We start from the raw sequence: 17113 nt of genomic DNA, 5'->3' as shown, positions 1-17113 counted from the left end.
CATCCCATGGAGATCAGATGTGGGAGCGAGCTTGCTCGCGATAGGGCCGGGCGACTCAACATCTTCATCGACTGTCAGGCCGCCATCGCGAGCAAGCTCGCTCCCACAATAGTTTTGTGTCAGGCAGCGCGCTGCGTTGTTAACGCTCTACCGCCAAACGCTCGCGCCGGGCCTTGAGCCCGGCGATCAACGAGGGCCCCAGGGCGACCAGCGCCGAACCCAGCACCACCAGCACCGCCCCGCCATAGCCCAGCAGGTTGATCTGCTCGGCATGGACATAATCAGGCCACCACCAGGCCGCCATCGCCACCGCGGCGAAGGTCACCAGCGGCGTGATCGCCAGGGTCGCACTGACCCGCGACGCTTCCCAATGAGCCAGGGCTTCGGCAAACGCGCCATAGGCAATCAGGGTGTTGAGGCAGCAAGCGAGCAACAACCAGCCTTGCAACGGGCTCAGTTGCAACGCCTCCAACGGATGCACCCAGGGCGTGAGCAGCAGCGCGCAGAACAGGTAGATCACCATCATCACCTGCAACGAATTCCACACCGTCAACAATTGCTTCTGGCCCAAGGCATAGAACGTCCAGACCGTCGACGCCAGCAACACCATCAGCACCCCGGCGGTGTAGTCGCTCAGGGACGTCAGCAACTCCCCCAGGCGCTGGTTGAAAAACAGCGTGAAACCGATCAGCAGCACCAGCAGGCCGATGCCCTGCCCCACGCTGAACCGCTCCTTGAACACAAACAGGCTGGCGACCAGCAACATGATCGGCCCCATCTGCACCACCAGTTGCGCCGTGCCGGGGCTCAAGCGGTTCAGACCCATCAGGTACAACACATAGTTGCCCACCAGCCCAAGCACCGCCATCGCCACCAGCCAGCCGCCGCGAGGGCCGAGCACCTTGCGACTGGGCAGGCGCCGGGTCGCCGCCAAATAAATGAACAGCAAACCGCCGGACACCAGCAAGCGAAACCAGGTCACGGTGACCGGGTCCATCACTTGCAGCACTTGCTTGAGCTTGATCGGCAGAATTCCCCAAAGCAGGGCAGTCAACAGGGCAAGGAACAAGCCGTAGACCCAGCGACCGGACGATATGTGCATGCAACCCTCGAAGCCCTAGACAAAGAACGCCCATTCTAGGCGTCAATCGCCCAGCAACACAGGAACAGTTGGGGATAAATTGACCGGGTACGGACATGGCACATGGCCGCCTATCGGTTCGCCAAGCAGCCGTCCACGCCAGCCTCTAAACTTCACTCAACCTGATCCCGTCGCCTCTTCTGGAGCCCCCCATGCTCGGCCAACGCGCCCAGGACCTCGCCCCTGCGATGGTCTTTCCCAGTGACCGGATTTGCCGGATAAACGGCGAATTTTACTTCAATACCCGGGAGGGCACCCAGGAAGGGCCGTTCGCCAGTCGCGAGGAGGCATTGCGGGAGGTGGAAGCCTATGTACAGCGAATGCTGCAACTGACCCAGGTTGCCAGCTAAGTCAAACCCATGACTGGCGCCGCGCTCCTGCGGCGAGGGGATTTATCTGTGGGAGCAAGACCCTGTGGGAGCAACGCTTGCTCGCGATGCAGACACCTCGGTTTGAGAGACCGCATCAACTTCATCGCGGGCAAGCCTTGCTCCCACAGAGGTAAGTCACCTCGCCACAAATAATCATCTTGCTAACTGTCAGCGCACGGTTATCTCACCGCCTCAAACAACCCCGTCGCCCCCATCCCGCCGCCCACGCACATGGTCACAATGCCGTAGCGCAGATCGCGCCGCTGCAGCTCACGCACCAGATGCCCCACCTGCCGCGAGCCAGTCATGCCGAACGGATGGCCGATGGAGATCGAGCCACCGTTGACGTTGTATTTCTGCGGATCGATTTCCAGCCGGTTGCGGCTGTACAGGCACTGGGAAGCAAACGCCTCGTTGAGTTCCCACAGGTCGATATCGGCGATCTGCAGGCCCTTGGCCTTGAGCAGCTTGGGCACCGAAAACACCGGGCCGATGCCCATTTCGTCCGGCTCGCAACCGGCCACGGTGAAGCCACGGAAAAACGCCTTGGGCTTGAGCCCCAGCGCCAGGGCTTTTTCCAGGCTCATCACCAAGGTCATCGAGGCCCCGTCGGACAACTGCGACGAATTGCCCGCCGTCACCGAACCGTCTTCGGCGAACACGGGCTTCAGGCCGGCCAGGCTTTCATAGGTGGTGTCCGGGCGGTTGCAATCGTCGCGGTCGACCACACCGTCGAGGATCTGCACGGCGCCAGTGTGCTTGTCCTCGACCCGGTACTTGACCGCCATCGGCACGATTTCGTCATCGAACAGCCCGGCCGCCTGGGCCTTGGCCGTGCGTTGCTGGCTTTGCAAGGCGTAGCGATCCTGCTCCTCGCGGCTGACCTGGTAACGGCGGGCAACGATCTCGGCTGTCTGACCCATGGGGAAATAAATCCCGGGCACCTGCTCCTTGAGCAGCGGGTTGATCAGGTTGTCGGTGTTGACGCTTTTCATCGTAAGGCTGATGGATTCCACACCGCCCGCCACGATGATGTCGCTGCAACCGGAAGCGATCTGGTTGGCGGCAATGGCAATGGCTTGCAGGCCCGAGGAACAGAAGCGGTTGAGGGTCATGCCAGCGGTGCCGATGCCCAATTGCGAGAGCACCGCCACGTTGCGCCCGATGTTGTAGCCCTGGGCGCCTTCATTGGACCCGGCCCCGACGATGCAGTCCTCGACACTGGCCGGGTTGATGTCGTTGCGTGCCAGCAAGGCGTTGACGCAATGGGCCGCCATGTCATCCGGACGGGTCATGTTGAACTTGCCACGAAAGGACTTGGCCAGGCCGGTCCGTACGCTGTCGACGATCACCACTTCACGCATGGCTGTACCTCATTGTTGTAGTCGGTTGAGAGTGGATCGAGCATAGATCCACTGGATAACCGACCGCGACAATCATTCACCTCGCGTATGCGCGCCCATCGCCCTAGCGCTTCTTCTTGCGAGCCTGTCTTGCACTCCGTTCGAAAGCCGCCTCCAGCGCCTGGTTGAGGGTGCGCAACACCTTGACCCGCGCCCAGCGCTTGTCGTTGGCCTCCACCAAGGTCCAGGGGGAAATCTCGGTGCTGGTGCGGTCGACCATGTCGCACACCGCAGCGCGATAGGCATCCCACTTGTCGCGGTTACGCCAATCATCCTCGGTGATCTTGAAACGCTTGAACGGGATGTCCTCGCGCTCCTGGAAACGCTCCAGCTGGGTTTCCTTGTCGATGGCCAGCCAGAACTTGACCACCACCACGCCGGCATCGGCGAGCTGTTCCTCGAAATCGTTGATTTCACCGTAGGCCCGCAGCCAGTCGGCCTGGCTGCAAAACCCCTCGACGCGCTCCACCAGCACCCGGCCGTACCAGGAGCGGTCGAACATGGTGAACTTGCCGCGCGCGGGGATATGCCGCCAGAACCGCCACATGTAGGGGTGGGCGCGTTCTTCTTCCGTGGGTGCGGCAATCGGCACGATGCTGTATTGGCGCGGGTCCAGGGCCGCCGTGACTCGCCGGATCGCCCCGCCCTTGCCCGCCGCGTCATTGCCTTCGAACACCGCCACCAGGGCATGCTGGCGCATGCGTTTGTCCCGCAACAGCCCGGCGAAGCGCGCCTGCTCGGTGATCAGTTGTTCTTCGTAGTCGGCCTTGTCCAGGCGCCGGGTCATGTCCAGGCTGTCGAGCAAGGTGATCTGGCCATCCAACTCGGGCAGCGGCGCCACGCTGACCTTCTGCGGCCTGATCTTCGACCGGTCCAGGGCCTGGCGCAAGCCGTCGAGCAGGATCCGCCCGACGGTGAGGCTGCGGTAACAACTGTCCACGCCTTCGATCACATGCCACGGCGCGTAATCACGGCTGGTGCGGCGCAGCACGCGCTCGCCGTATTTGACGAACTTGTCATAGGTCTGGGACTGCTGCCAATCCAGCGGGCTGATGCGCCAGCTGTGCAGCGGGTCATCCTTGAGCCCCTTGAGCCGGGCCTTCATCTGTTTCTTGGACAGGTGGAACCAGAACTTGAAGATCAGCGCGCCTTCATCGCAAAGCATTTTTTCCAGGCGCTCGGCCCCGGCGATTGCCTGGTCGAGCCGCGGGTCCTTGAACTCGCCATGGACCCGGCCTTGCAGCATCTGGCTGTACCAGTTGCCGAAGAAAATCCCCATGCGCCCCTTGGCCGGCAGCATCCGCCAATAGCGCCACGCGGGAGGCCGCGCCAGTTCCTCGTCGGTCTGCTGGTCGAAGGTGCGCACTTCGATCAGCCGCGGGTCCATCCACTCGTTGAGCAGCTTCACCGTCTCGCCCTTGCCCGCGCCCTCGATGCCGTTGATCAACACGATGACCGGAAACCGGCCCTGCTGCTGCAACTCGAACTGCGCTTCCAGCAGCGCTTCACGCAGGGCCGGTACTTCGGCCTCAAAGGTGTCTTTATCGATGACGTGACCGATTTCAGCGGATTCGAACATGGACAGCTCCTTCCAGGGATTGGGGCAAGACTAGCGGATTGGATGCGGCCCTGTGCAGCAGATTCCCATCAGATGCGTGGGTTGTTGCGATGGGTCAAGCATGCCGATACCGATCGGCTAGAATGCCCCCTCAGTTTTGACCGAGCCTGCCATGACGCCCATCCAGCAACACGCCCTACTCGACTGGGACGACCAGGGGCGCCCGCGCTCGCGGGTGTTCGACGATGTGTATTTTTCCGACCAGTCGGGCCTGGACGAAACCCGTTATGTGTTTCTTGAGCAGAACAACCTGGCCGAGCGTTTCGCTGCGCTGGCCGATGACGGGCGGCTGGTGATCGGCGAAACCGGGTTTGGCACCGGCCTGAATTTTCTCTGCGCCTGGCAGCTGTTCGAGCAGTGCGCCCCCGTTGGGGCGCGGCTGCATTTTGTCAGCGTCGAAAAGTACCCCTTGAGCCCCCAGGACCTGCGCCGGGCGCTGGCCTTGTGGCCACAGCTCAACCTTCAGGCCGAGCAATTGCTTGCGCAATACGTGGCGATCCATCAGGGTTTCCAGCGCCTGGTCCTCGCCAATGGACGAGTGACGCTGACCCTGTTGATCGGCGATGCCCTGGAGCAGTTGCCGCAGCTGGACGGGCAGATCGACGCCTGGTTCCTGGACGGTTTCGCACCGGCCCGAAACCCCGAGATGTGGACCGCCGAGCTGTTCGCCGAACTGGCCCGGCTGGCCGCACCCGGCGCCACCCTCAGCACCTTCACCAGCACCGGTTGGGTCCGCCGATTGCTGAACGCGGCAGGCTTCAAGATGAAGCGCACACCGGGCATCGGCCACAAATGGGAAATCCTGCGCGGCGTGTTTCTTGGCTGGCCGGAGCAGACACCCGCGCCGTCCCCGGCAAAACCCTGGTACGCCCGCCCCTTGCCACCCACCGGCGAGCGCCGGGCCCTGGTGATCGGCGGCGGCCTGGCCGGCTGTGCCAGCGCCGCTAGCCTCGCCGCCCGTGGCTGGCAGGTGACGCTGCTGGAGCGCCATGCCGGGTTGGCTGAGGAAGCGTCCGGCAACCCCCAGGGCGTGCTGTACCTCAAGTTGTCGGCCCACGGCACCGCGCTGTCGCAGATGATCCTCAGCGGCTTCGGCTACACCCGCCGCGTGCTGGAGCAACTGCAACGCGGCGTCGATTGGGATGCCTGTGGCGTCTTGCAGTTGGCCTTCAACAGCAAAGAGGCCGAGCGTCAGGCGCAATTGGCCGAGGCGTTCCCGACGGATTTACTGCACACCCTGGATCAGTCCGAAGCCCAGGTTCGATCCGGCATTGGCTTGGCCTGTGGTGGCTTGTTTTATCCCGAAGGCGGTTGGGTGCATCCGCCGGCGCTGTGTCGCTGGCAAGCTTCGGGGCCGGCGATTGATGTACAACCCCATCATGACGTGCTGCACCTGCGTCGCGTCGACGGCCAATGGCAGGCGTGGGACGGCGAACGCTGCCTGGCCAGCGCTCCGGTGGCGATCCTCGCCAGTGCGGCCGAGATCAAACGCTTCGAACCGGCCGCCGACTTGCCGCTCAAGCGCATTCGCGGGCAGATCACCCGTCTGGCGCAAACCAGTCGCAGCCAGAGCCTGGCGACGGTGGTCTGCGCCGAAGGTTATGTGGCGCCGCCACGGCTGGGCGAACACACCCTGGGCGCCAGCTTCGATTTCAACAGCGACGACCTGACCCCCACCGCCGCCGAGCACGCCGGCAACCTGCAGATGCTCGAAGAGATCTCCCAAGACCTGGTGCAGCGCCTGAACGTCGCTACCTTGGACCCGGAGCACCTCGAAGGCCGCGCGGCGTTCCGTTGCACTAGCCCCGATTACCTGCCTATTGTCGGGCCGTTGGCCGACCGCCAGACCTTTATCGAAGCCTATGCGGCCCTGGGCAAGGACGCCCGCCAAGTACCGGACGCCCCCTGCCCGTGGCTCGACGGTCTGTACATCAACAGTGGCCACGGTTCCCGAGGCCTGATCACCGCGCCCCTGTCAGGCGAACTGATCGCCGCCTGGCTGGACAATGAACCCCTGCCACTGCCCCGCAGCGTGGCCGAGGCCTGCCACCCGAACCGGTTTGCGTTGCGGGCATTGATTCGGGGTAAGGCCTAGCGCAGATCGCCGGCCCACCACAAACCCCTGTGGGAGCGAGCTTGCTCGCGATAGCGGTGTGTCAGTCAACTCAGATGCCAACTGATCCACCTCTATCGCGAGCAAGCTCGCTCCCACAGGATCCTCTTAGCCTTCAATCCATGCGGCAGACCAAGCGCCCCCACCCGCCGGCTTATAACGCATCGATCTAAAACTCACAGCAATCCCCCCGGTCAGTTTCAGGGTGCACGCCATTTCGGCCTGCGTTGCTTGACCCCTCCCCAACGGAAAAACCGGTAAGGACTTATGTGCGGATTAGCTGGAGAGTTACGTTTCGATCAACAACCTGCGGACCTTGCGGCCGTAGAGCGAATCACCCATCACTTGGCCCCTCGCGGCCCTGATGCCTGGGGTTTTCATAGCCAGGGGCCGATTGCCCTGGGCCATCGGCGCCTGAAAATCATGGACCTGTCGGACGGCTCGGCTCAACCGATGATCGACAACCAACTGGGCCTGTCCCTGGCCTTCAACGGCGCGATCTACAACTACCCGGAACTGCGCGCCGAGCTCGAAGCCCTGGGCTACACCTTCTATTCCGGTGGCGACACCGAAGTACTGCTCAAGGGCTACCACGCCTGGGGCGAAGCGCTGCTGCCCAAGCTCAACGGCATGTTCGCGTTCGCCATCTGGGAGCGTGACGCCAAGCGGCTGTTCATCGCCCGCGACCGCCTCGGTGTCAAGCCGCTGTACCTTTCGCGTACTGGCCAGCGGCTACGCTTCGCCTCGGCATTACCGGCGCTGCTCAAGGGCGGCGACATCAACCCGATGCTCGACCCGGTGGCCCTCAACCATTACCTGAATTTCCACGCGGTGGTCCCGGCGCCCCGCACCTTGCTGGCCGGTGTTGAAAAACTGCCGCCCGCCACCTGGATGCGCATCGAAGCCGACGGCACCACCGAGCAGAAAACCTGGTGGACCCTGCCCTACGGCCCTCGGGCCGACGAACAGCACCTGAACCTGGAAGACTGGATCGACCGCGTGCTCGACAGCACCCGTGAAGCCGTCGCCATTCGTCAGCGCGCCGCCGTGGATGTCGGCGTGCTGCTGTCCGGTGGCGTCGATTCAAGCATGTTGGTCGGTCTGTTGCGGGAGGTGGGCGTGGAAGACCTGTCCACGTTCTCCATCGGTTTCCAGGATGCCGGCGGCGAGCGCGGTGACGAGTTCCAATATTCGGACCTGATCGCCAAGCACTACGGCACCCGCCACCACCAACTGCGCATCGACGAAAAAGAGATCATCGAGCAACTGCCCGCGGCGTTCCGCGCCATGAGCGAGCCGATGGTCAGCCACGACTGCATCGCCTTCTACCTGCTGTCGCGGGAAGTGGCCAAGCATTGCAAAGTCGTGCAAAGCGGCCAGGGCGCCGACGAGCTGTTCGCCGGTTACCACTGGTACCCGCAGGTCGATGGCGCCAGCGATCCTTACGCGGCTTATCGCGCTGCGTTCTTCGACCGCAGCTATGAAGAATATGCCGCTACCGTGCAGCCCAACTGGCTGACGGCCAATGACGCGGCCGGCGACTTCGTCAAGGAACATTTCGCCCAGCCTGGGGCCGATGCCGCGGTAGACAAGGCCCTGCGCCTGGACAGCACCGTGATGCTGGTGGATGACCCGGTCAAGCGCGTCGACAACATGACCATGGCCTGGGGCCTGGAAGCACGCACGCCGTTCCTCGACTACCGCCTGGTGGAGCTTTCGGCCCGGGTTCCGGCGAAGTTCAAGCTGCCCGATGGTGGCAAGCAGGTGCTCAAGGAAGCCGCCCGACGGGTGATCCCCAGCGAGGTGATCGACCGCAAGAAAGGCTATTTCCCGGTGCCGGGCCTCAAGCACCTGGAAGGCGACACCCTCGCCTGGGTCCGCGAGCTGCTGCTGGATCCGAGCCAGGATCGCGGCCTGTTCAACCCGGCCATGCTCGACCGCCTGCTCACCGACCCCAACGGCCAGCTCACGCCGTTGCGCGGTTCGCGGCTGTGGCAACTGGCCGCGCTGAACCTGTGGCTCAGCGAGCAAGGAATCTGATCGATGAAACCTCATGCAACCGTTCACAATCAACGCCTCTTGCGCGGCCAGACGCCTTCTTACGAACGCCTGCAGGCACGCCTGGCCGAAGACGGCAGCGAATTGGGCGCCGACCCGATCGCGGTGCATTGCGGCTGGGGCCGACTGCTGATCGGCCACACCTTCCCGGACCCGGCGAGCCTGGCCCAGGAACTGCTCAACGAACAACCCGGTGAACGCGACATTGCCTTGTACGTGGCCGCGCCCCAGCAAGTGCTAGGGTTGGAACCGGCGCAACTGTTCCTCGATCCGTCCGACACCTTGCGCCTGTGGTTCAGCGACTATCGCCAGTCCACCCGGGTGTTTCGCGGTTTCCGGATTCGCCGGGCCCAAAGCGAGACCGACTGGCAGGCCATCAACCAGCTCTACCAGGCCCGGGGCATGCTACCCATCGACCCGCTGCGACTGACCCCGCGTCACGAGGGCGGGCCGGTCTACTGGCTGGCCGAAGACGACGACACCGGTGCGGTGATCGGCAGCGTCATGGGCCTGAATCATCAGAAGGCCTTCAACGACCCGGAGAACGGCAGCAGCCTCTGGTGCCTGGCCGTCGACCCGCAATGCCCACGGCCCGGCGTGGGCGAAGTGCTGGTGCGTCACCTCATCGAGCATTTCATGAGCCGTGGCTTGAGTTACCTCGACCTGTCGGTGCTGCATGACAATCGCCAGGCGAAAAACCTCTACGCCAAACTCGGCTTTCGCAACCTCTCGACCTTCGCCATCAAACGCAAGAACGGCATCAACCAGCCGTTGTTCCTCGGGCCGGGCCCCGAGGCGCAGTTCAATCCTTATGCGCGGATCATTGTCGAAGAAGCTCACCGTCGAGGCATCGAAGTGCAGGTGGACGATGCCGAGGCCGGCTTGTTCACCCTGGTCCATGGCAGCCGCCGGGTGCGCTGCCGCGAATCCTTGAGCGACCTGACCAGCGCCATCAGCATGACCTTGTGCCAGAACAAAAGCCTGACCCACAAGGTGTTGAAAAACGCCGGCCTGAACCTGCCGGCCCAACAGTTGGTGGGCAATGCCGATGACAATCTGGCGTTCCTCGATGAGCACGAACGGGTGGTGGTCAAGCCGCTGGACGGGGAACAGGGCCAAGGCGTGGCGGTGGATCTGCGCACCATCGAGGAAGTGCAGAGCGCCATCGAAACGGCTCGGCAGTTCGATAGCCAGGTGTTGCTGGAAAGCTTCCACGAAGGGCTGGACCTGCGCATCCTGGTGATCGGCTTTGAAGTGGTGGCAGCGGCGATCCGGCGTCCGGCGGAGGTGATCGGCGACGGTCGGCACACCATTGGCGCGTTGATCGAAGCCCAGAGCCGCCGACGGCAGGCCGCCACGGGCGGCGAAAGCAAGATCCCGATGGATGCCGAGACCCTGCGCACACTTAACGCGGCGGGCTTCGACTACGACAGCGTGCTGCCTGCCGGGGAACACCTGTTCGTCCGGCGGACGGCGAACCTGCATACCGGCGGCGTGCTGGAGGATGTCACCGCCATCCTGCATCCGACCCTCGTCGATGCGGCGGTGCGCGCCGCGCGGGCGCTGGACATTCCCATGGTCGGCCTCGACCTGCTGGTGCCAGCGGCCGATCAGCCCGAGTACGTGTTCATCGAAGCCAACGAACGCGCCGGCCTGGCCAACCACGAACCCCAGCCCACCGCCGAGCGTTTTGTGGATTTGTTGTTTCCCCATAGCCAGGCGGTGGCCTAGTAGAGATGCAGTGCCTGATCTGGCCCCATCGCGAGCAAGCTCGCTCCCACATGGGATTGCTGGTGTCTACAAATTCTGTGTTCACCGCAGGACCTCTGTGGGAGCGAGCTTGCTCGCGATGAGGCCTGTTCAGGCACCGTCACTCAACAGTCGGACACACTCATCGAAACCATCGATGTGCTCAACCATCAGGAGTTTCCATGATCAGTAAAATTCCAGAACCGGATCTCGAATACCTGCAGAAAGTCCTGCTGGAAATGCTCGCCATTCCCAGCCCGACCGGCTTTACCGACACTATCGTGCGCTACGTCGCCGAGCGGCTCGAGGAGCTGGGTATCGCGTTCGAAATGACCCGTCGCGGCACGATCCGCGCCACGCTCAAGGGCCGCAAGAGCAGCCCCGACCGGGCCGTGTCGGCACACTTGGATACCATCGGCGCCGCAGTGCGGGCCATCAAGGACAACGGGCGCCTGACCTTGGCCCCGGTGGGTTGCTGGTCCAGCCGGTTTGCCGAAGGCAGTCGGGTCAGCCTGTTCACCGACACCGGCGTGATTCGTGGCAGCGTGCTGCCATTGATGGCGTCCGGACACGCGTTCAACACCGCAGTGGATGAAATGCCCATCAGTTGGGACCACATCGAATTGCGCCTGGACGCCTATTGCGCCACCCGTGCCGATTGCGAAACCCTGGGGGTGGGCATCGGCGATTACGTCGCTTTCGATCCGCTGCCGGAATTCACCGAAAGCGGCCACATCAGCGCCCGGCACCTGGACGACAAGGCCGGGGTCGCGGCGCTGCTGGCGGCGCTCAAGGCGATTGTCGACAGCGGCGAAGAGCTGCTGATCGATTGTCACCCGCTGTTCACCATCACCGAGGAAACCGGCAGCGGCGCCGCGGCCGCGCTGCCCTGGGACGTCAGCGAATTCGTCGGCATCGATATCGCACCCGTCGCCCCCGGCCAGCACTCGAGCGAGCATTCAGTCAGCGTGGCGATGCAGGACTCCGGAGGCCCCTACGACTATCACCTGTCGCGGCACTTGCTGAAACTGGCCAAGGAAAACGACATCTCGGCACGCCGCGACCTGTTCCGCTACTACTTCAGCGACGCGCATTCAGCCATCACCGCCGGCCACGATATCCGTACCGCCCTGCTCGCCTTCGGCTGCGACGCCACCCATGGCTACGAACGCACCCACATCGACAGTCTGGCCGCCCTCAGCCGCCTGCTCGGCGCCTACATCCTCAGCCCACCGGTATTCGCCAGCGACGCGCAACCGGCCCAAGGCTCCCTGGACCGCTTCAGTCACCAGATCGAGCACGATGCACAGATGGAAAGCGATACCCGGGTGCCGTCGGTGGATAGCCTGGTGGGGCAGCGGTCGGATAGCTGATCCAGCCTTTCACTGCCTGGAATATCGCCATCGCGAGCAAGCTCGCTCCCACAGGGCTCCACTGAAGCCGTGTGGGAGCGAGCTTGCTCGCGATGAGGCCCGGACAAACAACCGCAAAACCCAGGCTAGCCGCAAAAGCCCATTGGCCGTAGCATCGCCCCATTGTCTAGCCGAGGTACCCCATGCTCATCCCCCACGACCAACTCGAAGTCGACACGCTCACTCGCCTGATCGAGGATTTCGTGACCCGCGACGGCACCGACAACGGTGATGACACGCCCCTGGAAACACGGGTTCTACGGGTCCGGCAAGCGCTGACCAAAGGCCAGGCGCTGATTGTCTTCGACCCCGAAAGCGAACAGTGCCAACTGATGCTCAAGCACGACGTGCCCAAGCACCTATTCGACTGAACACGCCTTGCGGGCGGCGTGGGCCTTTTTCCTCTGGATCTTTTCATAGATTTCGGAGCGATGGACATCGACGTGCCGTGGCGCTTCCACGCCAAAACGCACGGTGGTGCCGCTGACCGACAGCACACGGACGGAAATATCGTCACCGATGGAAATCAACTCACCCACAGCGCGGCTTAATACGAGCATGGTTCTTGTCCTTAAGAATGTCTGGACCCTGACCATGCCCGGCCTGCTTTCCGTTCTCAAGACACCGGCGAGAATTCAGTAAGGCCCTACAAGCAAAGTTCTTGCGACTGAAGGAAACTTCCTGCAAAACCCTGCCGGAGCGTAGGTTGTTTCAGGACGCCGAGAGCCGCGGGCCGAATAGAATCACGCTCGCCCCCAACACGCAAAGCGCCACGCCAACCCAGTCGGAACCCAGTGGCCGGACCCGCTCCACCACGGCCAGCCAGCCGATCGAGGCAATGATATAGATACCGCCATAGGCGGCGTAGGCGCGCCCGGCGTACGTTGCTTCGATGCGGGTCAGCAACAGGGCGAACAATGTCAGACTGAGCAACGCCGGGGCGATCCACCAGGCGCTCTTGCCCTGGCGCAGCCACATCCAGAAGGCGTAGCACCCGGCGATTTCAAACAGCGCGGCGAGAAAAAACCACAGGTAATTGAGCATGCAGATGTCCATCAGGAAGGCCGAATGGCGCCATCCTGAGGACATCGAGCAGCCAGGTCAATTCAGGTTCTGCCGGGCCTTGGCGCGCATCTTGTCGGCCATGGCAGTCATTTCGTCGTACAGCAATTGTGGGTTTTTCTGCTTGAGGGCCCACGCCATGCGCCCCTGTTCATGGGGCAGGATCATGAACTGACCCTCGGCGACCTGCTGATAAATGTAGTCGGCAATGTCGGCGGCGCTGATCGGTGAGCTTTCCAGCAACTTGCCCACCTGGGCTTTCATGGCCGGGGTCGGGCCACGGAAGGAGTCCAGCAGATTGGTCTGGAAGAACGACGGGCATACCACGTGTACGCCGACTTCCTGCTGCGCCAGTTCCACCAGCAGGCTTTCCGACAACGCCACGACGCCCGCCTTGGCCACGTTGTAGTTGCTCATGGCCGGCCCCTGCATCAAGGCGGCCATGGAGGCGATGTTGATGATCTTGCCGCGGCTTTTTTCCAGCAGCGGCAGGAACGCCTTGCAACCCTTGACCACGCCCATCAGGTTGATCGCAATCTGCCAGTCCCAATCCTCCAGGGAGAGTTCACTGAAAAACCCGCCCGAGGCAACGCCGGCGTTGTTGACGATGACATCGATGCCGCCGAGTTTTTCTTCGCAAGCCTGGGCAAACGCCGTCAATTGGCTGTAGTCGCGCACATCACAACGCTGGATGAAGCCGTCGCCACCGGCAACGCGCACCAACTTGAGCGTTTCCACAAGGCCTGGCTCGCTGACATCCGATAAGGCCAGCTGCCAGCCCTCGCGGGCCCAGCGCAGCGCGATTTCGCGACCCAGGCCGGAGCCGGCGCCAGTGATCATCATGCGATTTTGCATAGCAAACAGCCTTGTTCCGGGAGAGATAGGCCGAGTGTAGCGAAGGCGCCTGCCGGACCCACGCTCCATCAGATTGCTGAATGGCAAGGGCAAACCGCAGACGCTATAAAAACTTTGAATTTTTTACCGGACGTTACGGTCGGACATATTAAGCCGCCCGGATTTAACGCATGCGTGCTGGTAGTTGGAAGTTGCATCACTCCAAAACTGACCAATAAGGAAATCTACAATGGGCACAATACTTATCATCATCCTGATCCTCCTGCTGATCGGTGGTCTTCCGGTCTTCCCGCACTCCAGAAGTTGGGGTTACGGTCCGTCCGGTATCATTGGTGTAGTGTTGGTGGTGCTGTTGGTCCTGCTATTACTGGGCAAGATATAAACCACTAAGTAAGCGCAAAAAAAAAGAGGCCTTTGCAGGCCTCTTTTTTATGCTCGCCGTTTATCAGTCCGGCTTGCCGTCAACGACGCCGGCGGTGTTATCCAGCAGGCTTTTGGTCGCGGTTTGCAGGAACGATTCGAGCTTGAGTTTCAACTCGGCAGCCTCCGGTGCATCCGGGATGACTTGCGCACGGGGGGTGGCGCCCAGTTCATAGTGGTACATCTTCGGCGGCATTTCCTTTGGCAGCATCAGGACGGTGTCGCCACGGATGATCGCGGTGGTCTGATCGCTGCCCGACGGTTTGATCACGCCAAAACCGGGGTCGCCTTCCGACAGGTTCAGCAGGTCACGGCCCCAGCACTGGTGGCGCACTTGCCCACCGAGCCGGCCCATGATGGTGGGGACGATATCGACCTGCGTGCCTACGGTATGGTTGCGCTGGCCAAATTTCTCCTGGATGCCCGGGCCGATCAACAGCATCGGCACGTTGAAACGGCCCAGGTCCATTTCGGTGATCTGGCGCTCATTGCCAAAGCCATGGTCACCCACCACCACGAACAGGGTTTCCTTGAAGTAAGGCTCCTTGCGGGCTTTCTCGAAGAACTGGCCCAGCGCCCAGTCGGCGTAGCGCATGGCCGTCAAGTGTTCGTTCAGGCTGCCACGGTCGGTGACCGGCTCCACCGGCAATGGTGTCGGCAACGCATAGGGCGTGTGGTTGGACAGGGTTTGCAACAAGGCATAGAACGGCTTGCCGTTCTCCCGCGCCTTGAGCTCGATCAGGCCACGGTCGAACATGTCCTGGTCGGACACGCCCCAGGTCGGATCGGAAAACACCGGGTTCACGAAGTCGTTACGCCCGATGAAGTTGGTCATGCCCTGGCTGCTGAAGAACCCCGACTGGTTGTCCCAGGCGAAATCGCCGTTGTAGACATACACATCGTCGTAGTCACGGGCGCTGAGCAGTTGCGGCAAGCCCGACAGCTTGTGGCTGCCCTCCGGCGTCTGCATCAGGTATTCGAAACCCGGCAGGTTCGGGAAGCACGCCATGGTGGCGAACATGCCCTGGTGGGTGTGGGTGCCGTTGGAGAAGAAACGGTCGAACAGCAGGCCTTCCTTGGACAGTTTGTCCAGGTAAGGCGTGATGTTGCCCGGCGCGCCCAGGGCGCCCACCGAGTGACCGGCCATGCTTTCCATGAGGATCACGACCACGTTCTTGATCGGCAGGGTCTTGTCCGCCGGCGGCGTGTAGTCGCGGCGCACGGCGGCTGTCTCGGTGTCCACGAGTTTGTCGTCAGGCATCACCAGCATGTCACGCACGGTCTGCTGTGCCAGCGGTTGCTCGAGGGTCGCTTTCCAGATGTTGTCACGGTCTTCGGACATCCGACTCTTGGCCGCCGCCACCAGCGACAACGTGCCATTGAGGCCCAACTGGTTGGCGAAGTTCGAATCGGTGGTGTAGACGTCCCCCCAACGCAGCGGCGGACCTTGACGCAGGGTGCCGCGCGCAGCGGCCACGGCCACCAGCAGGCAAACCATGAACACCGCGACACGCCCGTACCACGGCGCGATCTGCCGGGTGCCGATAGTGCCGCCACTGAACGGCCCACGGGGACGAGTGGCGCGGTCGGCGCCCTTGAACGCCAGGGCGAGGATGAGGGTGCCGCCGACCCAGGCCAGCAGGTAGCGCACCACCGGGAAACCGTACCAGAGCATGCTCATCACGGTTTTCGGGTCTTCCTTGACATACTGGAAGACCAGGCCGTTGAGGCGCTGGTGGAATTCACGATAGAAGTCCATCTCCATCAAGCCGAGGAACAGCGCGATGCTGGAGGTGACGGTCAGCCAGAAACGAAAAAAACCGCGGGCCGCCATGGCCCTTGCGCTGAACAACGCCAGCAGCAACGGGATGCAGAGGTAGACCACCAGGCGCAAGTCGAAGCGCAGGCCGTTGGCGAATGCTTCAACGAACGTCGAGGCCGGGGTGTCGAGAATCATCTCGCGGTTGTAGACCAGCAGCGCCACGCGCACCAGGCTTAACATGACCATCATCACCAGGGCACAAAGCAACGTGTAGGCCAGGTGCGATTTGACGGTCGGTTGCAGCAGGCGATGCGTAGTGCGCTGCTGACTCAGGGCGTCCGGGATTGCCATGTCGTTTAAGGACCCTATTGGAGTTAAGTGACAAAAGAGAAACAACGGCGCGCCCTCTATTGGCCAAAGCCTGGCCCGGGGCTTGCGCGAGTGCGCAAATGTTGCACGAACGGCTATGGCATTGCCATTAAATAACCGGCGGCGATATGAGCGCGGGGGATTGTCCGCAAGATTTAGTGAAAATTTCGTTCAAAGAATATCCGGAAACACAAAAAAGCCCGGCCGGTTGATGAAGTTGAGCCGAACGCCAGTGTGGCAAAAGGATTTATCTGTGGGAGCAAAGCTTGCTCGCGAAACAGGCGCCTCGATTTCTGAAAGACCGCATCGCCTTTATCGCGAGCAAGCTTTGCTCCCACGGATGCCCTCTGGCTCCAGGGGCCTGTGCTTAGTGGAATTGCCGCCCCAAGCCTGCCGGTACGCCTTCGATGGTGGTGTCTTCCCATGGGCCATTCGGGCTGACGGAACGGCTCCAACCGTTGTTCCAGCGGTAATAGGTCCGCTGGCGATAGAACGTGTTCGTCTGGTTGTCCAGCACATAGACCCCCAGCTTGGCGTCCCAATGGCTGTTGCCCCCCGGTGGCGGGGCGAAACTGGCGGAGGTGCGCGGCAGCGGCTTGGACGGTTTGTTCGGGATGACCGGCTTGCCTGGCGGGGTGGACGGGGTCGGCTTGGTGGTCGGGGTCGACGGTGGAATGGGTGGCAGCGGCGCCGAAGGCTCCGGCGGACGCTGGACCGCACAAGCGCTCAGGCCCATGACGAGCGTGAGCAGGGTGATACGAGCGATGGCGGTCATGGTGC

The 17113-nt window shown here is 62.5% G+C and carries 15 protein-coding genes; 7 read left to right on the top strand and 8 right to left on the bottom strand.

Annotated features, from left to right (window positions below; genetic code table 11):
* Window positions 1-139: 139 nt before the first annotated feature.
* Window positions 140-1102, bottom strand: coding sequence for a DMT family transporter (locus AC3A5O_RS10190; protein WP_176688396.1), 963 nt, complete (start codon window positions 1100-1102; stop codon window positions 140-142).
* 191 nt (window positions 1103-1293) lie between these two features.
* Between AC3A5O_RS10190 and AC3A5O_RS10185 the strand changes: the two genes are divergently transcribed.
* Window positions 1294-1491, top strand: coding sequence for a DUF6316 family protein (locus tag AC3A5O_RS10185; protein ID WP_122568977.1), 198 nt, complete (start codon window positions 1294-1296; stop codon window positions 1489-1491).
* A 200-nt stretch (window positions 1492-1691) separates the two neighbouring features.
* On the opposite strand, the gene AC3A5O_RS10180 is transcribed toward AC3A5O_RS10185, so the two are convergent.
* Window positions 1692-2876, bottom strand: coding sequence for a thiolase family protein (locus tag AC3A5O_RS10180; protein WP_122568978.1), 1185 nt, complete (start codon window positions 2874-2876; stop codon window positions 1692-1694).
* 103 nt (window positions 2877-2979) lie between these two features.
* The gene (gene pap, locus AC3A5O_RS10175; RefSeq protein WP_122568979.1) at window positions 2980-4494 is read right to left on the bottom strand and encodes a polyphosphate:AMP phosphotransferase; all 1515 of its coding nucleotides are present in this window, start codon (window positions 4492-4494) and stop codon (window positions 2980-2982) included.
* Between the two features lie 151 nt (window positions 4495-4645).
* On the opposite strand from pap, the gene mnmC reads away from it, so the two are divergent.
* The 5 genes from mnmC to AC3A5O_RS10150 all read left to right on the top strand — a co-directional run bounded on the left by mnmC (window position 4646) and on the right by AC3A5O_RS10150 (window position 12236).
* Window positions 4646-6628, top strand: a complete 1983-nt coding sequence (gene mnmC, locus AC3A5O_RS10170; protein WP_487753163.1) for a bifunctional tRNA (5-methylaminomethyl-2-thiouridine)(34)-methyltransferase MnmC2/FAD-dependent 5-carboxymethylaminomethyl-2-thiouridine(34) oxidoreductase MnmC1 — start codon at window positions 4646-4648, stop codon at window positions 6626-6628.
* A gap of 285 nt (window positions 6629-6913) precedes the next feature.
* The gene (locus AC3A5O_RS10165) at window positions 6914-8686 is read left to right on the top strand and encodes an N-acetylglutaminylglutamine amidotransferase (protein WP_305470269.1); all 1773 of its coding nucleotides are present in this window, start codon (window positions 6914-6916) and stop codon (window positions 8684-8686) included.
* A 3-nt stretch (window positions 8687-8689) separates the two neighbouring features.
* On the top strand, window positions 8690-10435 hold the full coding sequence (gene ngg, locus AC3A5O_RS10160) for an N-acetylglutaminylglutamine synthetase (protein ID WP_305491911.1): 1746 nt from the start codon (window positions 8690-8692) through the stop codon (window positions 10433-10435).
* Between the two features lie 200 nt (window positions 10436-10635).
* A complete protein-coding gene (locus AC3A5O_RS10155) occupies window positions 10636-11826 on the top strand; it encodes an osmoprotectant NAGGN system M42 family peptidase (RefSeq protein WP_060738614.1) in 1191 nt (396 codons plus the stop codon).
* Between the two features lie 182 nt (window positions 11827-12008).
* The gene (locus AC3A5O_RS10150) at window positions 12009-12236 is read left to right on the top strand and encodes a YheU family protein (RefSeq protein WP_003199186.1); all 228 of its coding nucleotides are present in this window, start codon (window positions 12009-12011) and stop codon (window positions 12234-12236) included.
* Here the strand turns inward: AC3A5O_RS10150 and csrA are convergent.
* The 3 genes from csrA to AC3A5O_RS10135 form a co-directional block, all read right to left on the bottom strand.
* Complete coding sequence (gene csrA / locus AC3A5O_RS10145) at window positions 12225-12425, bottom strand: carbon storage regulator CsrA (protein ID WP_060738615.1); 201 nt, start codon at window positions 12423-12425, stop codon at window positions 12225-12227. The genes AC3A5O_RS10150 and csrA overlap by 12 nt on opposite strands.
* A 151-nt stretch (window positions 12426-12576) precedes the next feature.
* Window positions 12577-12909, bottom strand: a complete 333-nt coding sequence (locus AC3A5O_RS10140) for a YnfA family protein (RefSeq protein ID WP_487753171.1) — start codon at window positions 12907-12909, stop codon at window positions 12577-12579.
* 57 nt (window positions 12910-12966) lie between these two features.
* On the bottom strand, window positions 12967-13782 hold the full coding sequence (locus AC3A5O_RS10135; protein ID WP_305470267.1) for an SDR family oxidoreductase: 816 nt from the start codon (window positions 13780-13782) through the stop codon (window positions 12967-12969).
* A 229-nt stretch (window positions 13783-14011) separates the two neighbouring features.
* Here AC3A5O_RS10135 and AC3A5O_RS10130 point away from each other — a divergent pair, with 229 nt between their 5' ends.
* A complete protein-coding gene (locus AC3A5O_RS10130) occupies window positions 14012-14164 on the top strand; it encodes a DUF3309 family protein (protein WP_003183939.1) in 153 nt (50 codons plus the stop codon).
* Between the two features lie 63 nt (window positions 14165-14227).
* On the opposite strand, the gene AC3A5O_RS10125 is transcribed toward AC3A5O_RS10130, so the two are convergent.
* Together AC3A5O_RS10125 and AC3A5O_RS10120 are read right to left on the bottom strand one after the other, a co-directional pair.
* A complete protein-coding gene (locus tag AC3A5O_RS10125; protein ID WP_487753162.1) occupies window positions 14228-16315 on the bottom strand; it encodes an LTA synthase family protein in 2088 nt (695 codons plus the stop codon).
* A gap of 385 nt (window positions 16316-16700) precedes the next feature.
* Window positions 16701-17108 carry a hypothetical protein gene (locus AC3A5O_RS10120; protein ID WP_305470266.1) on the bottom strand — a complete coding sequence of 136 codons (408 nt, stop codon included), beginning with the start codon at window positions 17106-17108 and terminating at the stop codon, window positions 16701-16703.
* Window positions 17109-17113 lie beyond the last annotated feature (5 nt).

This window comes from Pseudomonas sp. Soil_N_39 (genome assembly GCF_057655955.1).
The sequence above is the reverse complement of the archived record's forward strand: the minus strand, read 5'-3'. Positions and strand labels throughout refer to the sequence as shown.

Bases quoted from the DNA above. Each gene is read 5' to 3' on its own strand.
- AC3A5O_RS10190 (WP_176688396.1), bottom strand. From the start codon at position 1,102: ATGCACATATCGTCCGGTCGCTGGGTCTACGGCTTGTTCCTTGCCCTG.
- AC3A5O_RS10185 (WP_122568977.1), top strand. From the start codon at position 1,294: ATGCTCGGCCAACGCGCCCAGGACCTCGCCCCTGCGATGGTCTTTCCC.
- AC3A5O_RS10180 (WP_122568978.1), bottom strand. From the start codon at position 2,876: ATGCGTGAAGTGGTGATCGTCGACAGCGTACGGACCGGCCTGGCCAAG.
- pap (WP_122568979.1), bottom strand. From the start codon at position 4,494: ATGTTCGAATCCGCTGAAATCGGTCACGTCATCGATAAAGACACCTTT.
- mnmC (WP_487753163.1), top strand. From the start codon at position 4,646: ATGACGCCCATCCAGCAACACGCCCTACTCGACTGGGACGACCAGGGG.
- AC3A5O_RS10165 (WP_305470269.1), top strand. From the start codon at position 6,914: ATGTGCGGATTAGCTGGAGAGTTACGTTTCGATCAACAACCTGCGGAC.
- ngg (WP_305491911.1), top strand. From the start codon at position 8,690: ATGAAACCTCATGCAACCGTTCACAATCAACGCCTCTTGCGCGGCCAG.
- AC3A5O_RS10155 (WP_060738614.1), top strand. From the start codon at position 10,636: ATGATCAGTAAAATTCCAGAACCGGATCTCGAATACCTGCAGAAAGTC.
- AC3A5O_RS10150 (WP_003199186.1), top strand. From the start codon at position 12,009: ATGCTCATCCCCCACGACCAACTCGAAGTCGACACGCTCACTCGCCTG.
- csrA (WP_060738615.1), bottom strand. From the start codon at position 12,425: ATGCTCGTATTAAGCCGCGCTGTGGGTGAGTTGATTTCCATCGGTGAC.
- AC3A5O_RS10140 (WP_487753171.1), bottom strand. From the start codon at position 12,909: ATGCTCAATTACCTGTGGTTTTTTCTCGCCGCGCTGTTTGAAATCGCC.
- AC3A5O_RS10135 (WP_305470267.1), bottom strand. From the start codon at position 13,782: ATGCAAAATCGCATGATGATCACTGGCGCCGGCTCCGGCCTGGGTCGC.
- AC3A5O_RS10130 (WP_003183939.1), top strand. From the start codon at position 14,012: ATGGGCACAATACTTATCATCATCCTGATCCTCCTGCTGATCGGTGGT.
- AC3A5O_RS10125 (WP_487753162.1), bottom strand. From the start codon at position 16,315: ATGGCAATCCCGGACGCCCTGAGTCAGCAGCGCACTACGCATCGCCTG.
- AC3A5O_RS10120 (WP_305470266.1), bottom strand. From the start codon at position 17,108: ATGACCGCCATCGCTCGTATCACCCTGCTCACGCTCGTCATGGGCCTG.